This is a genomic window from Blastococcus sp. PRF04-17 (genome assembly GCF_023016265.1).
Taxonomy (GTDB): Bacteria; Actinomycetota; Actinomycetes; order Mycobacteriales; family Geodermatophilaceae; genus Blastococcus_B.
Map to the genome: position 1 here is coordinate 2,184,686 of NZ_CP095412.1, position 15,783 is coordinate 2,200,468.

A 15,783-nucleotide genomic window follows, 5' to 3' on the forward strand; every position below is an offset into this window, starting at 1 on the left:
GTCGGCTCCAGTGCCGGTTCGACGTCGTGGCAGATGGAGATGCTGACCGGGCAGCGGGGCACGAACGGGCACCCCCGGGCAGGCGGGCCACGTTCGGCGGTGACCCCTCGATCGGGGTCAGGGGTTCGCCCGGCCGGTCGAGTCGCGGCACCGAGCCGAGCAGCCCGATCGTGTACGGCATCCGCGGATCGGCGTAGACCGGCACGACGGCGCCGCTCTCCACCGCCTTTCCGGCGTACATGACCACGATCCGGTCGGCCATGCCCGCCACGACCCCGAGGTCGTGGGTGATCATGATGGTCCCGGCGTTGGTGATCTCCCGCGCCTTGTCCAGCAGCTCGAGCACCTGCGCCTGGATGGTCACGTCCAGTGCCGTCGTCGGCTCGTCGGCGATGAGGACGTCGGGGTCGTTGGCGATCGCCATCGCGATCATCACGCGCTGCCGCATGCCGCCGGAGAACTCGTGGGGGTAGGCCTTGGCCCGCTCGCGGGCGTTCGGGATGCCCACCGCGTCGAGCAGCTCCACCGCGCGGGCGAAGCCGTCGTCCTTCGACACCCCGCGGTGGACCTGCACGGTCTCGGCGATCTGGTCGCCGATCGAGTAGACCGGCGTCAGCGCCGACAGCGGGTCCTGGAAGACCATCGCGATCTTGTTGCCGCGGATCCTGGCCAGCTGCCGGTCGGGCAGCCCGACCAGCTCCTGGCCGTGCAGCCGGACGCTGCCGGCCACCGTCGCCGACTCCGGCAGCAGGCCCATGACGGCCAGCGAGGACACCGACTTGCCGGACCCGGACTCGCCGACGATGCCGAGGACCTCGCCCGGTGCCAACGTGTAGCTCAGCCCGCGGACCGCCGGGACGACGGCGTCGTCGCCGGGGAACTCGACGGTCAGGTCCCTCACCTCGAGCAGGGGGCGGCCGGGTCCGGCGTCCCCGCGAGCTGCTCCTCCCTGAGGGTCACTTGGTGGCTCCCGCGCGCTTGGAGGCCGGGTCGAGGGCGTCGCGCAGACCGTCACCGAAGACGCTCACCGCGAGCGTGGTGAGCACCAGCAGGCCACCGGCGAACATGAACAGCCAGGGGAAGGTGAACGCCGACCGGGTGCCGTCGGCGATCAGCGTGCCCAGCGAGACGTCCGGCGGCTTGACGCCGAACCCGAAGTAGGACAGGCCCGATTCGGCGATGATCGCCGTGGCCACCGCGATGGTGGCGTCGATGATCAGCAGCGAGCTCATGTTCGGGATCAGGTGCCGGAAGATGATCCCCGCCGAGGACACCCCCGAGTAGCGCGCGGCCTGGACGAACTCCCGCTCGCGCAGGCTCAGCGTCATGCCGCGGACGATGCGGGCGGTGATCATCCACGCGAAGACGGCGATCAGGAACACCAGCACCAGCCAGCTGGCGCCCCGCAGGTTGCCGCTGATGATCGCGATGATGAGGAAGGAGGGGATCACCAGCAGCAGGTCGACGATCCACATCAGGACGCGGTCGACCCAGCCGCCGAAGTAGCCGGCGACGGCACCGACCACGGCGGCCAGGCCGGTGGAGATGACCGCGACCAGCAGCCCGATGAGCAGCGACTTCTGCAGCCCCCGCATCGTCAGGGCGAAGACGTCGCCGCCGATCTGGGTCGTGCCGAACCAGTGGTCGGCCGACGGAGGCTGCAGGAAGGCGGTGAAGTCCTGGTCACCGTAGGTCCACCCCGTGATCGCCTCGTAGACGCGGGGACCCACGAAGGCGGCGACGAACAGCAGCGCCAGCACGACGAGGGAGGCCATGGCCGCCTTGTTGCGTCGCAGGCGGCGCAGGACGAGCTGACGGCGTCCCCGGACGACCACGTCGGGGCCGGACGCGGTCTCCCGCGGCGTGTCCCTGAGCGAGTCGTCGTCGGCGATGAGCAGGGGGTCTGCGGGTAGCGACATGTCAGTTCCTCACCCTCAGGTGACCCGCACGCGCGGATCGAGAACGGCGTAGAGGACGTCGGACAGGAATCCCGAGAAGAGGATGAACACGGCGGTGAACAGCGCCACCGTCGCCGTCACGTGGATGTCGTTGCCGCGGATGGAGTCCACCAGCCACTCCCCCATCCCGTGCCAGCCGAAGATCTTCTCGGTGAAGGTGGCGCCGACCGCGAGCGTGCCGAACGAGAACGCCAGCAGGGTCGCCATGGGGATGAGCGCGGTGCGCAACCCGTGCTTGTACAGCGCCCGCCTGCGGGTGAGCCCCTTGGCCTGCGCCGTCCGGAGGAAGTCGCTGCCCATGACGTCGAGCATCGCGTTGCGCTGGTACCGGGAGAAGAAGGCGATCAGCCCGAGGGCGATCGACAGCGTCGGCAGGATCAGGTGGGCGACCTGGTCCTTGACCGTGCCCCAGAAACCGGCGTCGAGGCCGGGCGTCTCGTAGCCGGTGTAGTAGAGCAGCGTCGTCCCGGCCGCCTGGTTGAGCTTCACGGCACCGAACTTGAGCAGCACCGCGGTGAAGAACACCGGGGTGGCGATGAACAGGAACGAGAAGGCGGTGAAGAACTTGTCGGTGAACTTGTACTGCTTGATCGCGCTCGCCACCCCGACCAGGACCCCGAGCACGGCCCCGATGATCGAGCCGAGCAGGAGCAGCCGGAGGCTCACCAGCGCGCGTGAGCCGAGCTGGTCGTTGATGTCGCCGCCGGTGACCGTCTTGCCGAAGTCACCGGTGACGACGCCGCCCATCCAGTCGACGTAGCGGCCGATCAACGGGTCCTTGTCGTTGACTCCGTACGCCGTCAGCTGCTGGTCGATCACCGCCGCCGGCACCGGAGGGTTGCGGCCCTCGTACCGCGCGCGGGGGTTCAGCGCGAGTGACGCGACGAAGTACGCCAGGGTCGTCGCCACCAGGACCAGGACGACGTAGTTGGCCAGTCGTCGGAGCAGGAACCGCCCCACTGATGCCCTCCGCTCGATGTGCAGGTCGATGGCCTCGCGGCCGGGACGTCGGTGCTAGCCGGCCTCGATCGGGACCACGGCCCGCGCCTCGGCGAAGTGGCACGCCGACGCGTGCCCCTGGCCGCGGTCGACCAGCGCGGGTGGCTCCTCGGCGCAGATCTCCTGAGCCTTCCAGCACCGGGTGCGGAAGCGGCAGCCGGACGGGGGGTTCGCCGGGCTCGGCACGTCGCCCTGCAGCAGGATGCGCTCCTTGAGCCCGCGCAGCTGCGGCTGGTGCACCGGCACCGACGACAGCAGCGCCTGCGTGTACGGGTGCGACGGCGACCCGTACACGTCGACGTCGCTGCCCTCCTCCACCACGCTGCCGAGGTACATCACCGCGACCCGGTCGGAGATGTGCCGCACGACCGACAGGTCGTGGGCGATGAAGAGGTAGGACAGGCCGAAGTCGTCCTGCAGGTCCTCGAGCAGGTTGACCACCTGCGCCTGCACCGAGACGTCGAGGGCGGACACCGGCTCGTCGCAGACGATCACCTCCGGTTGCAGGGCCAGGGCGCGGGCGATGCCGATGCGCTGCCGCTGACCGCCGGAGAACTGGTGCGGGTACCGGTTCACGAAGTCGGGGTTGAGGCCGACCCGGTCCATCAGGTCCTGCGTTCGCTTGAGCCGGCCCTGACGGGGGGCGATGTCGGCGTGCACCGACCAGCCCTCGGCGACGATGTCGCCGACGGTCATGCGCGGGTTCAGCGACGCGTACGGGTCCTGGAAGATGATCTGGACCTCACGGCGGTAGGCCTTGAGGGCGCGGGCGCCCATCCGTGCGACGTCCCGTCCCTTGTAGAGGATCTGCCCGTCGGTGGGCCGTTCCAGGGCGACGATCAGCTTGCCGGTCGTCGACTTCCCGCAGCCGGACTCGCCGACCAGACCCAGCGTCTCTCCGCGGCCGAGCCGGATGTCGACGCCGTCCACGGCACGGACGTGACCGATCGTCCGCTTGAAGACGATGCCCTGCGTCAGGGGGAAATGCTTCTTCAGGCCGCGCACCTCCAGCAGCGGCTCCCCGGTCGGCGGGGTCGGCGGCGCTGCCGCCGCCCTGGCGGCGGCGACGTCGGCGTCGGTGAGGTCAGACACCGAGGACCTCCTCGCTGTAGTGGCAGGCAGCTTCCCGGCCGGGGACGACGACCCGCAGCGGCGGCACGTCACCGGCGCAGTCACGGCCGGGAGCCGCATCCGCGCCGAGGCGCCGGCGGGCGCAGCGGGGGTGGAAGGGGCACCCCGACGGGATCCGCGCGAGGCTGGGCGGCTGCCCGGCAATCGGCTGCAGCCGGCCACCCTTCGCCTCCACGTGCGGCACCGAGTTCATCAGGCCCTCGGTGTAGGGGTGGGCGGGGTTGTCGAAGACGTCGGTGACGGTGCCGCGCTCGACGATGCGCCCGGCGTACATGACCGCGACGTTGTCGGCGACCTCGTTGACGACGCCGAGGTCATGGGTGATGAGCACCAGACCCATCCCGGTCTCGCGCTGCAGGTCCTTGAGCAGGTCCATGACCTGCGCCTGGACCGTCACGTCGAGGGCGGTCGTCGGCTCGTCCGCGATGAGGATGCGGGGGTCCAGCGCGATGGCCATCGCGATCATCACGCGCTGCCGCATGCCGCCCGAGAACTGGTGCGGATAGTCGTTGACCCGGTCGGCGGCCGCCGGGATGCGGACGCGGTCCATCAGCTCGACGGCGCGCTTCTTCGCTTCCTTCTTGCTCAGTCCCCGGTGCGCGCGGAACATCTCGCCGATCTGGTAGCCCACGCTGTACACGGGGTTCAACGAGGACAGCGCGTCCTGGAAGATCATCGAGATGCCCGGGCCGCGGACCTTGCGCTGCTCCTCGGCGGACTGGGTCAGCAGGTTGCGCCCCTCGAACCAGATCTCCCCGCGCGGCACCCGTGCGGGAGGGCTGTCGAGGATGCCCATGATCGCCTGGGCGGAGACGGACTTGCCCGACCCGGACTCGCCGAGGATGGCCAGCGTCTCCCCCTCCGACACGGTGTAGCTGATGCCGTTGACCGCGTTGACCACACCGGCGCGGGTGCGGAACTCCACGTGGAGGTCCTCGACGGCCAGGATCGGCGCACCGGGCTCGCCGCGCCGGGCATCGAGCTCCGAGCTGGGCAGGATGGTCACGAGCGCTGCCTCGGGTCGAGGGCGTCGCGGAGCGCGTCGCCCATCATGATGAAGGCCATCACGGTCAGGGTGAGAACCAGGCTGGGGAAGAACACCAGGTGCGGCGCGCTGCGCAGCAGCGACTGCCCGTTCTCGATCTGCAGGCCCCAGGAGATCGCCGGCCGCTGCAGCCCCACGCCGAGGAAGGTCAGGGTCGCCTCGGCCGCGATCAGCACCCCGATGGTGATCGTCGTGTACACCAGCACCGGCGCCACGGCGTTGGGCAGGATGTGCCGCACCAGGATCCGCCAGCTGGAGGCGCCCATGGCCCGTGCGGCCGCGACGTAGTCCGAGCTCTTCACCGCGATCACCTGGGAGCGCACCAGCCGCATAGCCGTCATCCAGCCGAACGCGGCGAGCGCGATCGCGACGGCGACGACGCCACGGCCGACGATGCCGCTCCGGAGGACGACGATGGCACCCAGGATGAACGGGATGGCGTAGAAGACGTCGGTCAGGCGGGCCAGCACGCTGTCGGTGACGCCACCGAAGAAGCCGGCGACGGCCCCCACCACCACGCCGAGGACGAGGATCACCAGCACGGCGAGGAGCCCGATGATCAGCGAGTTGCGGGCGCCGTGGACGACGTTGGCCAGGTAGTCGCAGCCCTGCTGGTCGTACCCGAACCAGTGCTGCGCCGACGGCGCCTGCTTGCTGTTGGCCAGGTCGCACGCCCGCGGGTCCGCGCCGCGGGCGAAGAAGGACGGGAAGACCGCGACGAGGAGGAACAGCCCGCCGAGGAACGCCCCGATCCAGAAGAGCACGTTGCGCCGCAGCTCGCGCCAGGCGTCGCTCCACAGACTGTTCTGCCGCTCCTTGGTCACGTCGACGTCCGGCGCCGCCAGGCCCGTCGTCGTCCCGGCGACGACCTCGTCGTGCCGGAGGTCGGCCTGCTGCCGATCAGTCATAGCGGATCCTCGGGTCGAGGACGGCGTAGAGCACGTCGACCACCAGGTTGAAGAAGATGAAGAAGAACACCATGAGGGTGACGATGCCGACCACGACGGCACCCTCCTGCGCCCGGACGGCGTCGAAGATGGCCCGACCGATGCCGGGCAGGTTGAACACCGTCTCCGTGACGATCGCTCCGCCCATCAGCGTGCCGATGTCCGCGCCGATGAACGTGACGACGGGGATGAGGCTGTTGCGCAGCGTGTGCCGCACCACGATCGTGCGGTTGGGCAGGCCCTTGGCCCGCGCCGTCCGCACGTAGTCCGCCCGCAGGTTCTCCGCGACGCTGGTCCTCGTCAGTCGCGCCACGTAGGCCAGCGACCCGGCGGCGAGCACCAGACCGGGCAGCAGGTAGCTGTACCAGCCCTGGCTGATACCGGAGATCGGGAACCAGCCCAGCTGCAGACCGAGGAGGAACTGGGCGACGAAGGCGAGGACCAGGATCGGGATGGAGACGACGACGGTGCTCGAGACGAGCACCAGGTTGTCCATGAAGCCGTTGCGGCGGATGCCGGCGAGGACGCCGGCGACGATGCCGATCAGCGCCTCGAACGCGATCGCGGTGACGGTCAGCCGGACCGTCACCGGCAGCCGTTGGGCGATGGTGTCCTCGACCGCGCGGCCGCGGAAGTCGGTGCCCAGGTCGCCCTGCAGCAGGTCGCCGACGTACTTCACGTACTGGACGACCAGTGGGTCGTTGAGGTTGAACTCGTCGGTCAGCGCAGCGACGACGGCCGGGGGCAGCGCCCGGTCCCCGCCCAGCGCCCGGATCGGGTCCCCGGGGAGGGCGTACACCATCGCGAAGATCAGGAACGAGGCACCGATCAGGACCGGGATGGCGAGCAGCAGTCGGCGAACGACGTAGCGCCCCATGTCCCCCCTCTGGTTCGTGCGCGCCGGCCGGTCGGGCCGGCGCCGGGTCCATCGTGCTCCATCCCGCAGGAGCACGCGTGCCGCCGGGGGCGTCCGTCCTCGGTGAGGTCGGCCGCCCCCGGCGGATGGTGCGGAGTGGTACGGGTCCTGCTACCTGGTCAGCCGATGACCCGCACGGCCGCGGCGTCGATGCGACCGAAGGCGTCGATGATCACGTTCTCGACCTTCTCCGAGTGCGCACCGATGTTGACGCGGTACCAGAGCGGCGCGGACGGCATGTCCTGGATCAGCAGGTCCTCCGCGGCCTGGTAGGCAGCGATGGCGTCCTCGTCGTTGTCGGCGCCGTTGCCCTCACGGATGAGGTCGTCGAACTCCGGGTTGCCGTAGAAGGTCGTGTTCGACCCCGCCGGCGCCTGGGCGCTGGTGGCGTACAGCGGGCCGAGGAAGTTCTCGGCGACCGGGTAGTCCATGATCCAGCCCTCGCGGAACGGGCCGGTCATCCCCTTCGCGTCGCGCAGCGGGAGGTACTCCGAGAAGTCCAGCTCCATCCGCAGCACGTACTCGACGCCGAGGTTGGTGCGGAGCTGATTGCCCATCGCCTCCATCCACGCCTCGTGGCCGGCACCACCGTTGGACCACAGCTCGATCGGCTGGGTCCGGTCGAAGCCCGCCTCGTCGAGCAGGGCGTTGGCCTCGTCGACGTTCAGCTCGCAGACGTCGCAGGCGTCGTCCCGGTGGCCGGCGACGACCGGGTTGATGAACGACGTCGCCGGCTGGCGGGTGCCGCTGAAGATGGCCTCCGTGATCGCCTCGCGGTCGATCCCCATCGAGATGGCGCGACGGACCCGCGGGTCGGAGTAGCGCTCGTCGTAGGTCGGGAACCCGAGCGAGGTGATGTCGCCCTGCACGGTCTCGATGGCCCGGTCACCGAACTCGTCCTCGGCCGACGGGATGGCGTCCGGCGGCAGCGTGTCGATGATGTCGAGGTTGCCGCCCTGCAGGTCGGTGTAGGCGGTCTCCAGCTCGGCGTAGACCGCGTAGGTGACCTCGTCGGCGTTGGCCTTGTCCTCGCCGGCGTAGTCGTCGTAGCGGGTGAGGGTGATGCCCTGCCCGGGGACGAACGGCTCCTCGGCCTGGAACGGGCCGTTGCCGATCGGCTGCTCGCCGAAGCCCTCGGGGTCGTCGAAGAACGCCTCGGGAAGCGGGAAGAAGGCGGTGTAGCCCACGGTGGTCGGCCACTGGGCGTACGGCGCGTCCAGTTCGACCTCGAAGGTGAGGTCGTCGACGACGCGCAGGCCGCTCATCTCGGTGGCGGCCGGGTCGCCGATCGGGTTGTCCTCGGCGTCGGTCGGCGCCTGCAGGTCGGCGTACCCGACGACGTGGTTGAAGAAGTAGCTGTTGCCCTGGGCGTTCGGGCTGTACGCGGTGTAGTTCCACGCGTCGACGAAGGACTGCGCGGTCACCGGGCTGCCGTCGTGGAACGTCCAGCCGTCGTTGAGCGTGACGGTCCAGGTCGTGGCGTCGTCGGACTCGATCGACTCGGCGACACCGTTGAAGGTCGGCTCGTTGGTCTCGGGGTCGTACTGCACGAGCCCGGTGAAGAGCGAGTCGACGACCTGGCCGCCCTCGGTCTCGTTGGTGTTGCCGGGGACGAGCGGGTTCTCGGGCTCGCCGATGTAGATGCTGAACGAGCCGCCGCTCTGCGCGGTGGGGTCGCCGCCCTCGCCGCCGGTGTCCTCGTCGCTGCCACCACAGGCAGTCATCAGCATCGCGGCGGCGACGGCCGTCGCCACGAGCGAACTGCTCCGCTTGGTCAACTTCACGTGCAATGCCTCCCTCGACCCGCACGTCGGCGGGGGGAACGGACAGGATTCCGCCCGCGGCCATCGGGCCGACGGGCGTCTGATCGATCACGAGCAGGTCCACACCAGGGACGCCTCGGTCCCTCGTCGGGACGGTGTGAACCCTAGGCAGCCATCGGAAGGCCCGACCACGAAGGTCATCGAATTGTGACTAAAGCTCACGAACCGCCGCGCAACCGTAACTTCCACACCCGGAGAGGCGTGCAGGGGTCACGCGATTCCGCCGGCAGGGCCCGAAGACCGCAGGCCTTCCGGGGACAGGGTTCGGCCGGCCGGGCCCCGGGTAACGGTGTGCGGACACGTGTTCCGAGACCAGGAGGCAGCCATGAGCGGCGAGGACAAGGCCAACAACAAGATGGAGGAGCTCGGCGGCAAGGCCAAGGAGGCCCTGGGCAACGCGACGAACGACCGCGACCTGCAGGCCGCCGGCCAGAAGGACCAGACGAAGAGCAACCTCAAGCAGGCCGGCGAGAAGGTCAAGGACGCCTTCAAGTAGGCCCTCTCCCCGCTTTCGGTACAGAAAGCGACGGTCCGCGTCCCGGCTTTCGGTACGGAAGGCCGGGACGCGGTCGACGTGCGCTCAGCGCAGGCCGAGAAGCGCACGGATGCGTGCGACCACTGCGTCCAGGTCCCGCAGGTCGGCAGCACTCAGCCGGATCACTCGCCACCCTGCCGCCACCAAGCGCGCGTATCTCCGGTCGTCCTGCTGGATCTGGAGCTCTTCGAAGTGGTGTGCGCCCTCGTACTCCACGATGAGCCGCGCGTCCGGCCACGCCAGGTCGACCCGGCCGAGGAACACGTCTCCGTCCATCACCACGTGCTGCGGAACGGGCACGGGAAGCCCGGCCCGGACGCACGCCACGCGGACCAGCGACTCGGGCCGGCTCTGACTGCGCCCGTCGACGAGTGAGGTGACTGTCGCGAAGCGTCGTGCTCCCCACGCACCCCGCCGCGCTCGTCCCAGGCGATCCAGCGAGCGGGCGTCGACATGGCCGGCGTGTGTCATGGCGTCGAGCAGCGCCACCGCGGTCGGGATCGACTCCTGGGTCGCGACCTCCCACGCCGTCCGCAGAGGGGAGGTGAGCCGGACGTGCTCGCGCGCGTCATCGATCGTGACCACTTCCGCAGGGCCCACACCCGTTCGGTGCACCCGGATGCCCCGGGGCCCCCTCCAAGCCGATTCGGGCGGTACCACGACGAGCACCGATTCCTGCGGCCCGGCGAACGGGGCGTCGTACCAGGCAGCAGCGGACCGGCCGCCCAGCACGGCATCGGGCGGCATGACCAGCATCGCGCCACGGGCGTGGAGACGGTGGTCCGCCCGCAGGCCCGGGTCCGCGTACACGTTCTGGAAGAGGCGGCGATAGAGCCCCGACTGCAGCTGGGCCCGGGTGACGGCTCCGGCCGCGACGGCGTGCGAACCGAGGAAGATCCCGCCGAGCACCTGCGGTGGACGTCTCACGCTCGCAGCGTGGCTCATGGCGCCGTCCGGAGCCCCCGTCGTCCACAGGGACCCGCACCCTCGAGCTTTCTGTACCGAAAGCCGGGCCGTCCCCTGCGCTTTCGGTACAGAAAGCGGGGTGGCGGGTCAGGGTCGGTGGAGGAGGGCCTGGACCGCGGGGAGGAGCGGGCGGTCGGCCGGGATCCAGTCGAGGTCGTCGAGCTCGACGCCGGCCAGCCAGCGCAGCTGCGCGTGCTCGCGCGCGGACGGCCGGTCGCCGCCCCCGAGCCGCGCCGACCAGACCCGCAGCGTCGACACGCCCGGCTCCCCGCCACCGACGACGCCGTCCAGGAGAACCTCGCCGAGGAACTCCCCCGGCTCGATCACCACACCGAGTTCCTCGCCGATCTCCCGGACCAGCGCCGACAGGTCGGACTCCCCCGGCTCGACCTTGCCGCCGGGGAACTCCCAGCAGCCGTCGTACGGGCCGCCGGAACGCTGCGCGACGAGCACCCGCTCGCCGTCGACGATGGCCGCCCCGACCACCTGGACGACGTCGAGCGCAGCCCGGGCCGCCGCGGCCGCGTAGGCGTCGAGGTGGGCGCGCATCGCGCGAGCCACCCGCCGGCGGAGGAGCGGGTCGGCGGCGACGGCGAGGACGGCGGGCAGGCCGGAGTTCCACTCGACCTGCTCGTCGACCCGGGTGCCCTCCCCCGTCGCGGAGAAGGTCCGGCTGTGGATGACCCGGCCGCGGCCGACCGGGGCGGAGTACACGTCGCGTGCCGGGCGCGCCGACTCGACCTCCTCCAGCGGTACCGGCCAGGGCCGCCCGAGGGCGCGCGCCACGTCGAAGGCGACGGTCAGCGGCGCCTCCACCATCGTGGTGAAACACAGGCGGAACACCGTTCCAGCCTCCCAGACCAGGCACGATGACCCCGTGCGCATCACTGCCCGGGTCGACTACGCGGTCCGAGCGGCCCTCGAGCTGGCCGCCGCGGCCCCCGACAGCCTCACCGCCGAGCGCATCGCCACCGCGCAGGGCATCCCGGCCCGGTTCCTGCAGTCGATCCTCGGGGACCTCCAGCACGCCCGGCTGGTGACCAGCCAGCGCGGGCGCGAGGGCGGCTACCGGCTCGCCCTGCCCCCCTCGGAGATCTCCATCGCCCGGGTCATGCGCGTGGAGCAGGGGTTCCTCGCCGAGGTGCAGGGCAAGCGCCCCGAGGACGTCGAGTACCCCGGCAACGCGGCGACACTGGCCAGCGTGTGGGTCGCCGCCCGCGAGACCTATCGCCGGGTCCTGGAGGAGGTCACGCTCGCCGACGTCGTGGCCGGCAAGCTGCCCGACCACGTCGCCGAGCTCGTGGAGCTGGAGAGCGCCTGGCGCTCTTTCGGGGACGACGGCCCGACCGGCTGACCCGCCACCGCGTTTTGGAACACTGGGCGCCATGTCGAGCAGCGGCGTCACCGTCTTCCTGACCGGGCTGTCGGGTGCGGGCAAGTCGACGATCGCCGACGCGCTGGTCGCCCAGCTGGAGGCGGAGGGCCGGCAGGTGACGGTGCTGGACGGCGACGTCGTGCGCACGCACCTGTCCAGCGAGCTGACGTTCTCCCGGGAGCACCGCGACCTGAACATCGCGCGGATCGGGTGGGTCGCCGGCGAGATCGTGCGCCACGGCGGCACCGTCGTGGTCGCGGCGATCGCCCCCTACGAGGCGGCGCGGGAACAGGCCCGGGCGCTGGTCGAGGAGCACGGCCGGTTCGTCCTGGTCCACCTGGCGACGCCGCTCGAGGTGTGCGAGCAGCGCGACGTGAAGGGCCTCTACGCCAAGGCCCGCGCCGGTGAGATTCCGGAGTTCACAGGGGTGAGCGACCCCTACGAGCCGCCGTCCCGGGCGGAGGTGGTCGTCGACACGTCGGTCGTCCCGCTCGAGGAGTCGGTGGCCCGCATCCGCGCGGCCATGACCGCCTGAGCCGACTGTCTCCTGGGTCACACCGACGCAGGGCCCGTCGTGTGGGACCATCGACCGGTGACCGATGCCGGCAGCCTGCTCGTGGCGCGGCTGCACATCGACCTGGCGCTGGTGTCCAGCGCCGCCTGTCCCGCTCAGCGCTGAGCCCGGTCCCCGGCGCAGCCCCCGCTGCCCTCCCCCGATCTGCAGCGCCTCCCCCAGTCCGGCCGAGCGCCGCAGGGGTCGGTGAGCGCAGGAAGAAGCACGACGTGACCACTCCCCGCACCAGCAACCGCCCGCAACGCGGTCAGGGCCAGTGGGCTCTGGGCTACCGGGAACCGCTCAACCCGAACGAGCGGATGAAGAAGGACGCCGACGGGCTCACCGTCCAGCAGCGGATCCTCGACATCTACCAGCACACCGGGTTCGACGGCATCGACCCCGGCGATCTGCGCGGGCGCATGCGCTGGATGGGCCTCTACACCCAGCGGGCACAGGGCATCCCCGGCGGGAAGACCGCCGTCCTGGAACCGGAGGAGCTCGAGGACTCCTACTTCATGATGCGGGTGCGCATCGACGGCGGGCAGCTGACCAGCGAGGCACTGCGCACCATCGGCGGCATCAGCACCGAGTTCGGCCGGGACGTCGCCGACGTCACCGACCGCCAGAACGTGCAGTACCACTGGATCCGCATCGAGGACGTGCCCGAGATCTGGCGGCGGCTGGAGTCGGTCGGCCTGAGCAGCATGGAGGCCTGCGGCGACGTGCCGCGCGTCATGCTCGGCTGCCCGCTGGCCGGGATCCTCGAGGACGAGGTCGTCGACGCCACCGACGTCATCGCCGAAACCGTCGCGAAGTACGTGGGCAGCCCGGAGTTCAGCAACCTGCCCCGCAAGTGGAAGACGTCGATGTCCGGGTGCGTGGACCACTGCACCGAGCCCGAGATCGACGACGTCTCCTTCGTCGGCGTCGTCAACGAGGCGGGCGAGGCCGGCTACGACCTGTGGGTCGGCGGCGGCCTGTCCACGAACCCGATGTTCGCCCAGCGGATCGGCGTGTTCGTGCGGCCCGACCAGGTGACCGACGTCTGGGCGGCGTGCACCGCCGTCTTCCGCGACTACGGCTACCGACGGCAGCGGAACCGTGCCCGCATCAAGTTCCTCATGGCCGACTGGGGCCCGGAGAAGTTCCGCCAGGTGCTGCAGGACGAGTACCTGCACGAGGCGCTCCCCGACGGCCCGGCCCCCGCACCGGCCAAGCACGACCAGCGTGACCACGTCGGCGTCGCCCGGCAGAAGGACGGCAACAACGCGGTCGGATTCGCGCTGCGCACCGGCCGCATCAGCGGCACCCTGCTCACGCGCATCGCCGACCTCGCCGACGAGTACGGCGCCGGTCGCATCCGGACGACGACCCAGCAGAAGCTGGTGATCCTCGACGTCCCGGACGAGAAGGTCGAGGCCCTGGTCGCGGCCCTGGCCGAGCACGACCTCCAGGTCCGGCCGAGTGCCTTCCGCCGGGGCACGATGGCCTGCACCGGCCTGGAGTTCTGCAAGCTCGCCATCGTCGAGACCAAGCAGCACGCCCAGGACCTCTACGCCGAGCTGGAGAAGCGGCTGCCCGACTTCGACGTGCCCATCGGGATCAACGTCAACGGCTGCCCGAACAGCTGCGCCCGGTTCCAGACCGCGGACATCGGCTTCAAGGGCTCGATGGTGCGCGACGACTCCGGCGAGATGGTCGAGGGCTTCCAGGTGCACCTCGGCGGGCACCTCGGCGTCGAGGCCACCTTCGGCCGCAAGTTCCGCGGCCACAAGGTGACCAAGGCCGAGACCGCGGACTACTGCGAGCGCGTGCTGCGCGGTTTCCAGGAGCGGCGGACCGACGGCGAGTCCTTCGCGCACTACGTCGCCCGCGCCGAGGAGGACTGGCTGCTGTGAGCGAGGAGGCGGGCACGGGAAGGGCCCGGCAGCTGCCGGTGTTCCACTGCCCGTACTGCGGCGACGAGGAGCTCTCCCCGCACGGGGACAGCTCGGACGCCTGGCGCTGCGGCGCCTGCCTGCGGGCCTTCACGGTCCGCCTGATCGCGACGGGGGTGCAGGAGTGACCATCGCCATGCGGCCGACGCCGGAGCTGGCTGCCGCGGCGGACGCCCGCTTCGAGAACATCGCCGACCCTGTCGAGCAGGCGCTGGCGGTGCTCGGCTGGGCCGGGGAGACGTTCGGCAAGGGGTTCGCGATCACGTCGTCCATGGCCGACGGTCTGCTGGCCCACCTGGCCGGGACCGCGAGCCCGGGGGTCGACGTCATCTTCCTCGACACCGGCTACCACTTCGCCGAGACGATCGGCACCCGCGACTGGATCACCGGCGTCCTCCCCGTGACCCTCGTGAACGTCACGCCGTCGCAGACCGTGGCCGAGCAGGACGCCGAGCACGGGCCGAAGCTGCACGACCGCGACCCCGACCTCTGCTGCTCGCTGCGCAAGGTGACCCCGCTGGCGGAGACGCTGGCCGGTTACGTCGCCTGGGGTTCGGGCGTCCGCCGCGACGAGGCAGCCACCCGGGCGGGCACGCGGCTCGTCGACTGGGACGCCAAGCGCGACATGGTCAAGGTCAACCCGATCGCCGCCTGGACGCAGGACGACGTCGACGCCTACGTCGCCGAGCACCAGATCCCGGTGAACCCGCTGTTCGAGCTGGGCTACGGCTCCATCGGCTGCGCGCCGTGCACCCGGCCGGTCGCTCCCGGCGAGGACGCCCGGGCCGGCCGGTGGGCCGGACGCGGCAAGATCGAGTGCGGGATCCACTCCTGAGCCGGTGCGGGGCAGGATCGGGCTCATGCCGCGACCACCACGTCTCTCCCCCGGCGAGGTCTCCGCAGCCCTGCTCGACCTGCCCCACTGGTCCGGCGACGGCGAGGGCATCCGGCGCACCGTCGAGCTGCCGAGCTTCCGGGCCGCCGTCGCCGCGATCGTCGCGATCGCCGACGTGGCCGAGGAGCTCGACCACCACCCCGACATCGACCTGCGCTGGCGGACGCTGCACCTGACCCTGGTCAGCCACTCGGCCGGCGGGGTCAGCGAACTCGACCTGGAACTGGCCCGCCGCCTCGACGCCCTGCTGCCCGGCTGACTGCAGCGGCTGCAACCAGGACGAGTCCCTGCAGCGGCTGCATCGACGCAGGTCAGGCGACCGGCAGCACCAGCAGGCGCAGGAGACGGTCGGCCTCGGCGTCCGGATCAGCGGTCAGCCCCGTGTGCACCGGGCCGGGCTGGACGACGGTGCTGCGCGGCGCGGTCAGCCATCGGAACCGCGAGCCGAGCGCCTCGCGCCCGGCCGCACCGGCACCCGGCTCGGCCGCGCAGACGTCGGCGGCCGCCTGCAGCGCCCGCCCGATGGCCTCGGCGTCCGCCGTCGGGTCGAGGGCGTGCAACCGGGCGACGTCGAGGTGCACCCGGGAGCCGAGGTAGTCGCGCTGCCGGCAGTAGACGAGGACACCGGCGTTGAGCGACTCCCCCCGCTCGATCCGCGGCACCACCCGCAGGACGGCGTACTCGAAGGTGTCCCTCACCG

General features: G+C 71.0%; 17 protein-coding genes and 1 pseudogene. 7 read left to right on the forward strand and 11 right to left on the reverse strand.

Translation table 11 applies throughout. The features are described 5' to 3' along the window. Positions 1–130: 130 nt before the first annotated feature. The 8 genes and pseudogenes from MVA48_RS11090 to MVA48_RS11125 all read right to left on the reverse strand — a co-directional run. A pseudogene (locus MVA48_RS11090) lies at positions 131–1,015 on the reverse strand (ABC transporter ATP-binding protein); the annotation flags it as partial. After that, a complete protein-coding gene (locus MVA48_RS11095) occupies positions 957–1,919 on the reverse strand; it encodes an ABC transporter permease (RefSeq protein ID WP_246988780.1) in 963 nt (320 codons plus the stop codon). The gene MVA48_RS11095 and the pseudogene MVA48_RS11090, both read right to left, overlap by 59 nt. Positions 1,920–1,934: 15 nt before the next feature. After that, a complete protein-coding gene (locus MVA48_RS11100) occupies positions 1,935–2,918 on the reverse strand; it encodes an ABC transporter permease (protein ID WP_246988782.1) in 984 nt (327 codons plus the stop codon). Positions 2,919–2,972: 54 nt separating this feature from the next. Then, on the reverse strand, positions 2,973–4,049 hold the full coding sequence (locus MVA48_RS11105; protein WP_305852309.1) for an ABC transporter ATP-binding protein: 1,077 nt from the start codon (positions 4,047–4,049) through the stop codon (positions 2,973–2,975). After that, entirely contained in the window at positions 4,042–5,094 is a 1,053-nt protein-coding gene (locus tag MVA48_RS11110; protein ID WP_246988784.1) for an ABC transporter ATP-binding protein, read from the reverse strand. Before MVA48_RS11110 ends, MVA48_RS11105 begins: the two co-directional genes overlap by 8 nt. Continuing rightward, a complete protein-coding gene (locus MVA48_RS11115) occupies positions 5,091–6,041 on the reverse strand; it encodes an ABC transporter permease (protein WP_246988786.1) in 951 nt (316 codons plus the stop codon). Before MVA48_RS11115 ends, MVA48_RS11110 begins: the two co-directional genes overlap by 4 nt. Further along, the gene (locus MVA48_RS11120; RefSeq protein WP_246988788.1) at positions 6,034–6,957 is read right to left on the reverse strand and encodes an ABC transporter permease; all 924 of its coding nucleotides are present in this window, start codon (positions 6,955–6,957) and stop codon (positions 6,034–6,036) included. Before MVA48_RS11120 ends, MVA48_RS11115 begins: the two co-directional genes overlap by 8 nt. Positions 6,958–7,115: 158 nt before the next feature. Then, the gene (locus MVA48_RS11125) at positions 7,116–8,780 is read right to left on the reverse strand and encodes a peptide ABC transporter substrate-binding protein (protein ID WP_246988790.1); all 1,665 of its coding nucleotides are present in this window, start codon (positions 8,778–8,780) and stop codon (positions 7,116–7,118) included. A gap of 364 nt (positions 8,781–9,144) precedes the next feature. Here MVA48_RS11125 and MVA48_RS11130 point away from each other — a divergent pair, with 364 nt between their 5' ends. Continuing rightward, entirely contained in the window at positions 9,145–9,315 is a 171-nt protein-coding gene (locus tag MVA48_RS11130; protein ID WP_246988792.1) for a CsbD family protein, read from the forward strand. Positions 9,316–9,399: 84 nt separating this feature from the next. On the opposite strand, the gene MVA48_RS11135 is transcribed toward MVA48_RS11130, so the two are convergent. Together MVA48_RS11135 and MVA48_RS11140 are read right to left on the reverse strand one after the other, a co-directional pair. Then, positions 9,400–10,281: an endonuclease domain-containing protein gene (locus tag MVA48_RS11135; protein WP_246988794.1), complete on the reverse strand. Its 882-nt coding sequence runs from the start codon at positions 10,279–10,281 to the stop codon at positions 9,400–9,402. Between the two features lie 126 nt (positions 10,282–10,407). Beyond that, complete coding sequence (locus tag MVA48_RS11140; protein ID WP_246988796.1) at positions 10,408–11,163, reverse strand: (deoxy)nucleoside triphosphate pyrophosphohydrolase; 756 nt, start codon at positions 11,161–11,163, stop codon at positions 10,408–10,410. A 34-nt stretch (positions 11,164–11,197) separates the two neighbouring features. On the opposite strand from MVA48_RS11140, the gene MVA48_RS11145 reads away from it, so the two are divergent. The 6 genes from MVA48_RS11145 (at position 11,198) to MVA48_RS11170 (ending at position 15,342) form a co-directional block, all read left to right on the forward strand. Beyond that, entirely contained in the window at positions 11,198–11,674 is a 477-nt protein-coding gene (locus tag MVA48_RS11145; protein ID WP_246988798.1) for an RrF2 family transcriptional regulator, read from the forward strand. Positions 11,675–11,705: 31 nt separating this feature from the next. Next, complete coding sequence (gene cysC / locus MVA48_RS11150; protein WP_246988800.1) at positions 11,706–12,230, forward strand: adenylyl-sulfate kinase; 525 nt, start codon at positions 11,706–11,708, stop codon at positions 12,228–12,230. A gap of 248 nt (positions 12,231–12,478) precedes the next feature. Continuing rightward, positions 12,479–14,149 carry a nitrite/sulfite reductase gene (locus MVA48_RS11155; RefSeq protein WP_246988802.1) on the forward strand — a complete coding sequence of 557 codons (1,671 nt, stop codon included), beginning with the start codon at positions 12,479–12,481 and terminating at the stop codon, positions 14,147–14,149. After that, on the forward strand, positions 14,146–14,316 hold the full coding sequence (locus tag MVA48_RS11160) for a hypothetical protein (RefSeq protein ID WP_246988803.1): 171 nt from the start codon (positions 14,146–14,148) through the stop codon (positions 14,314–14,316). The genes MVA48_RS11155 and MVA48_RS11160 overlap by 4 nt, the downstream gene beginning before the upstream one ends. Continuing rightward, a complete protein-coding gene (locus tag MVA48_RS11165) occupies positions 14,313–15,023 on the forward strand; it encodes a phosphoadenylyl-sulfate reductase (RefSeq protein ID WP_246988806.1) in 711 nt (236 codons plus the stop codon). The genes MVA48_RS11160 and MVA48_RS11165 overlap by 4 nt, the downstream gene beginning before the upstream one ends. A 25-nt stretch (positions 15,024–15,048) precedes the next feature. Beyond that, positions 15,049–15,342: a 4a-hydroxytetrahydrobiopterin dehydratase gene (locus MVA48_RS11170; RefSeq protein WP_246988808.1), complete on the forward strand. Its 294-nt coding sequence runs from the start codon at positions 15,049–15,051 to the stop codon at positions 15,340–15,342. Between the two features lie 52 nt (positions 15,343–15,394). Here MVA48_RS11170 and MVA48_RS11175 read toward each other — a convergent pair whose 3' ends face one another. Beyond that, positions 15,395–15,781 (reverse strand): DUF3037 domain-containing protein, encoded by a 387-nt coding sequence (locus tag MVA48_RS11175; protein WP_246988810.1) that lies wholly within the window; start codon positions 15,779–15,781, stop codon positions 15,395–15,397. Positions 15,782–15,783 lie beyond the last annotated feature (2 nt).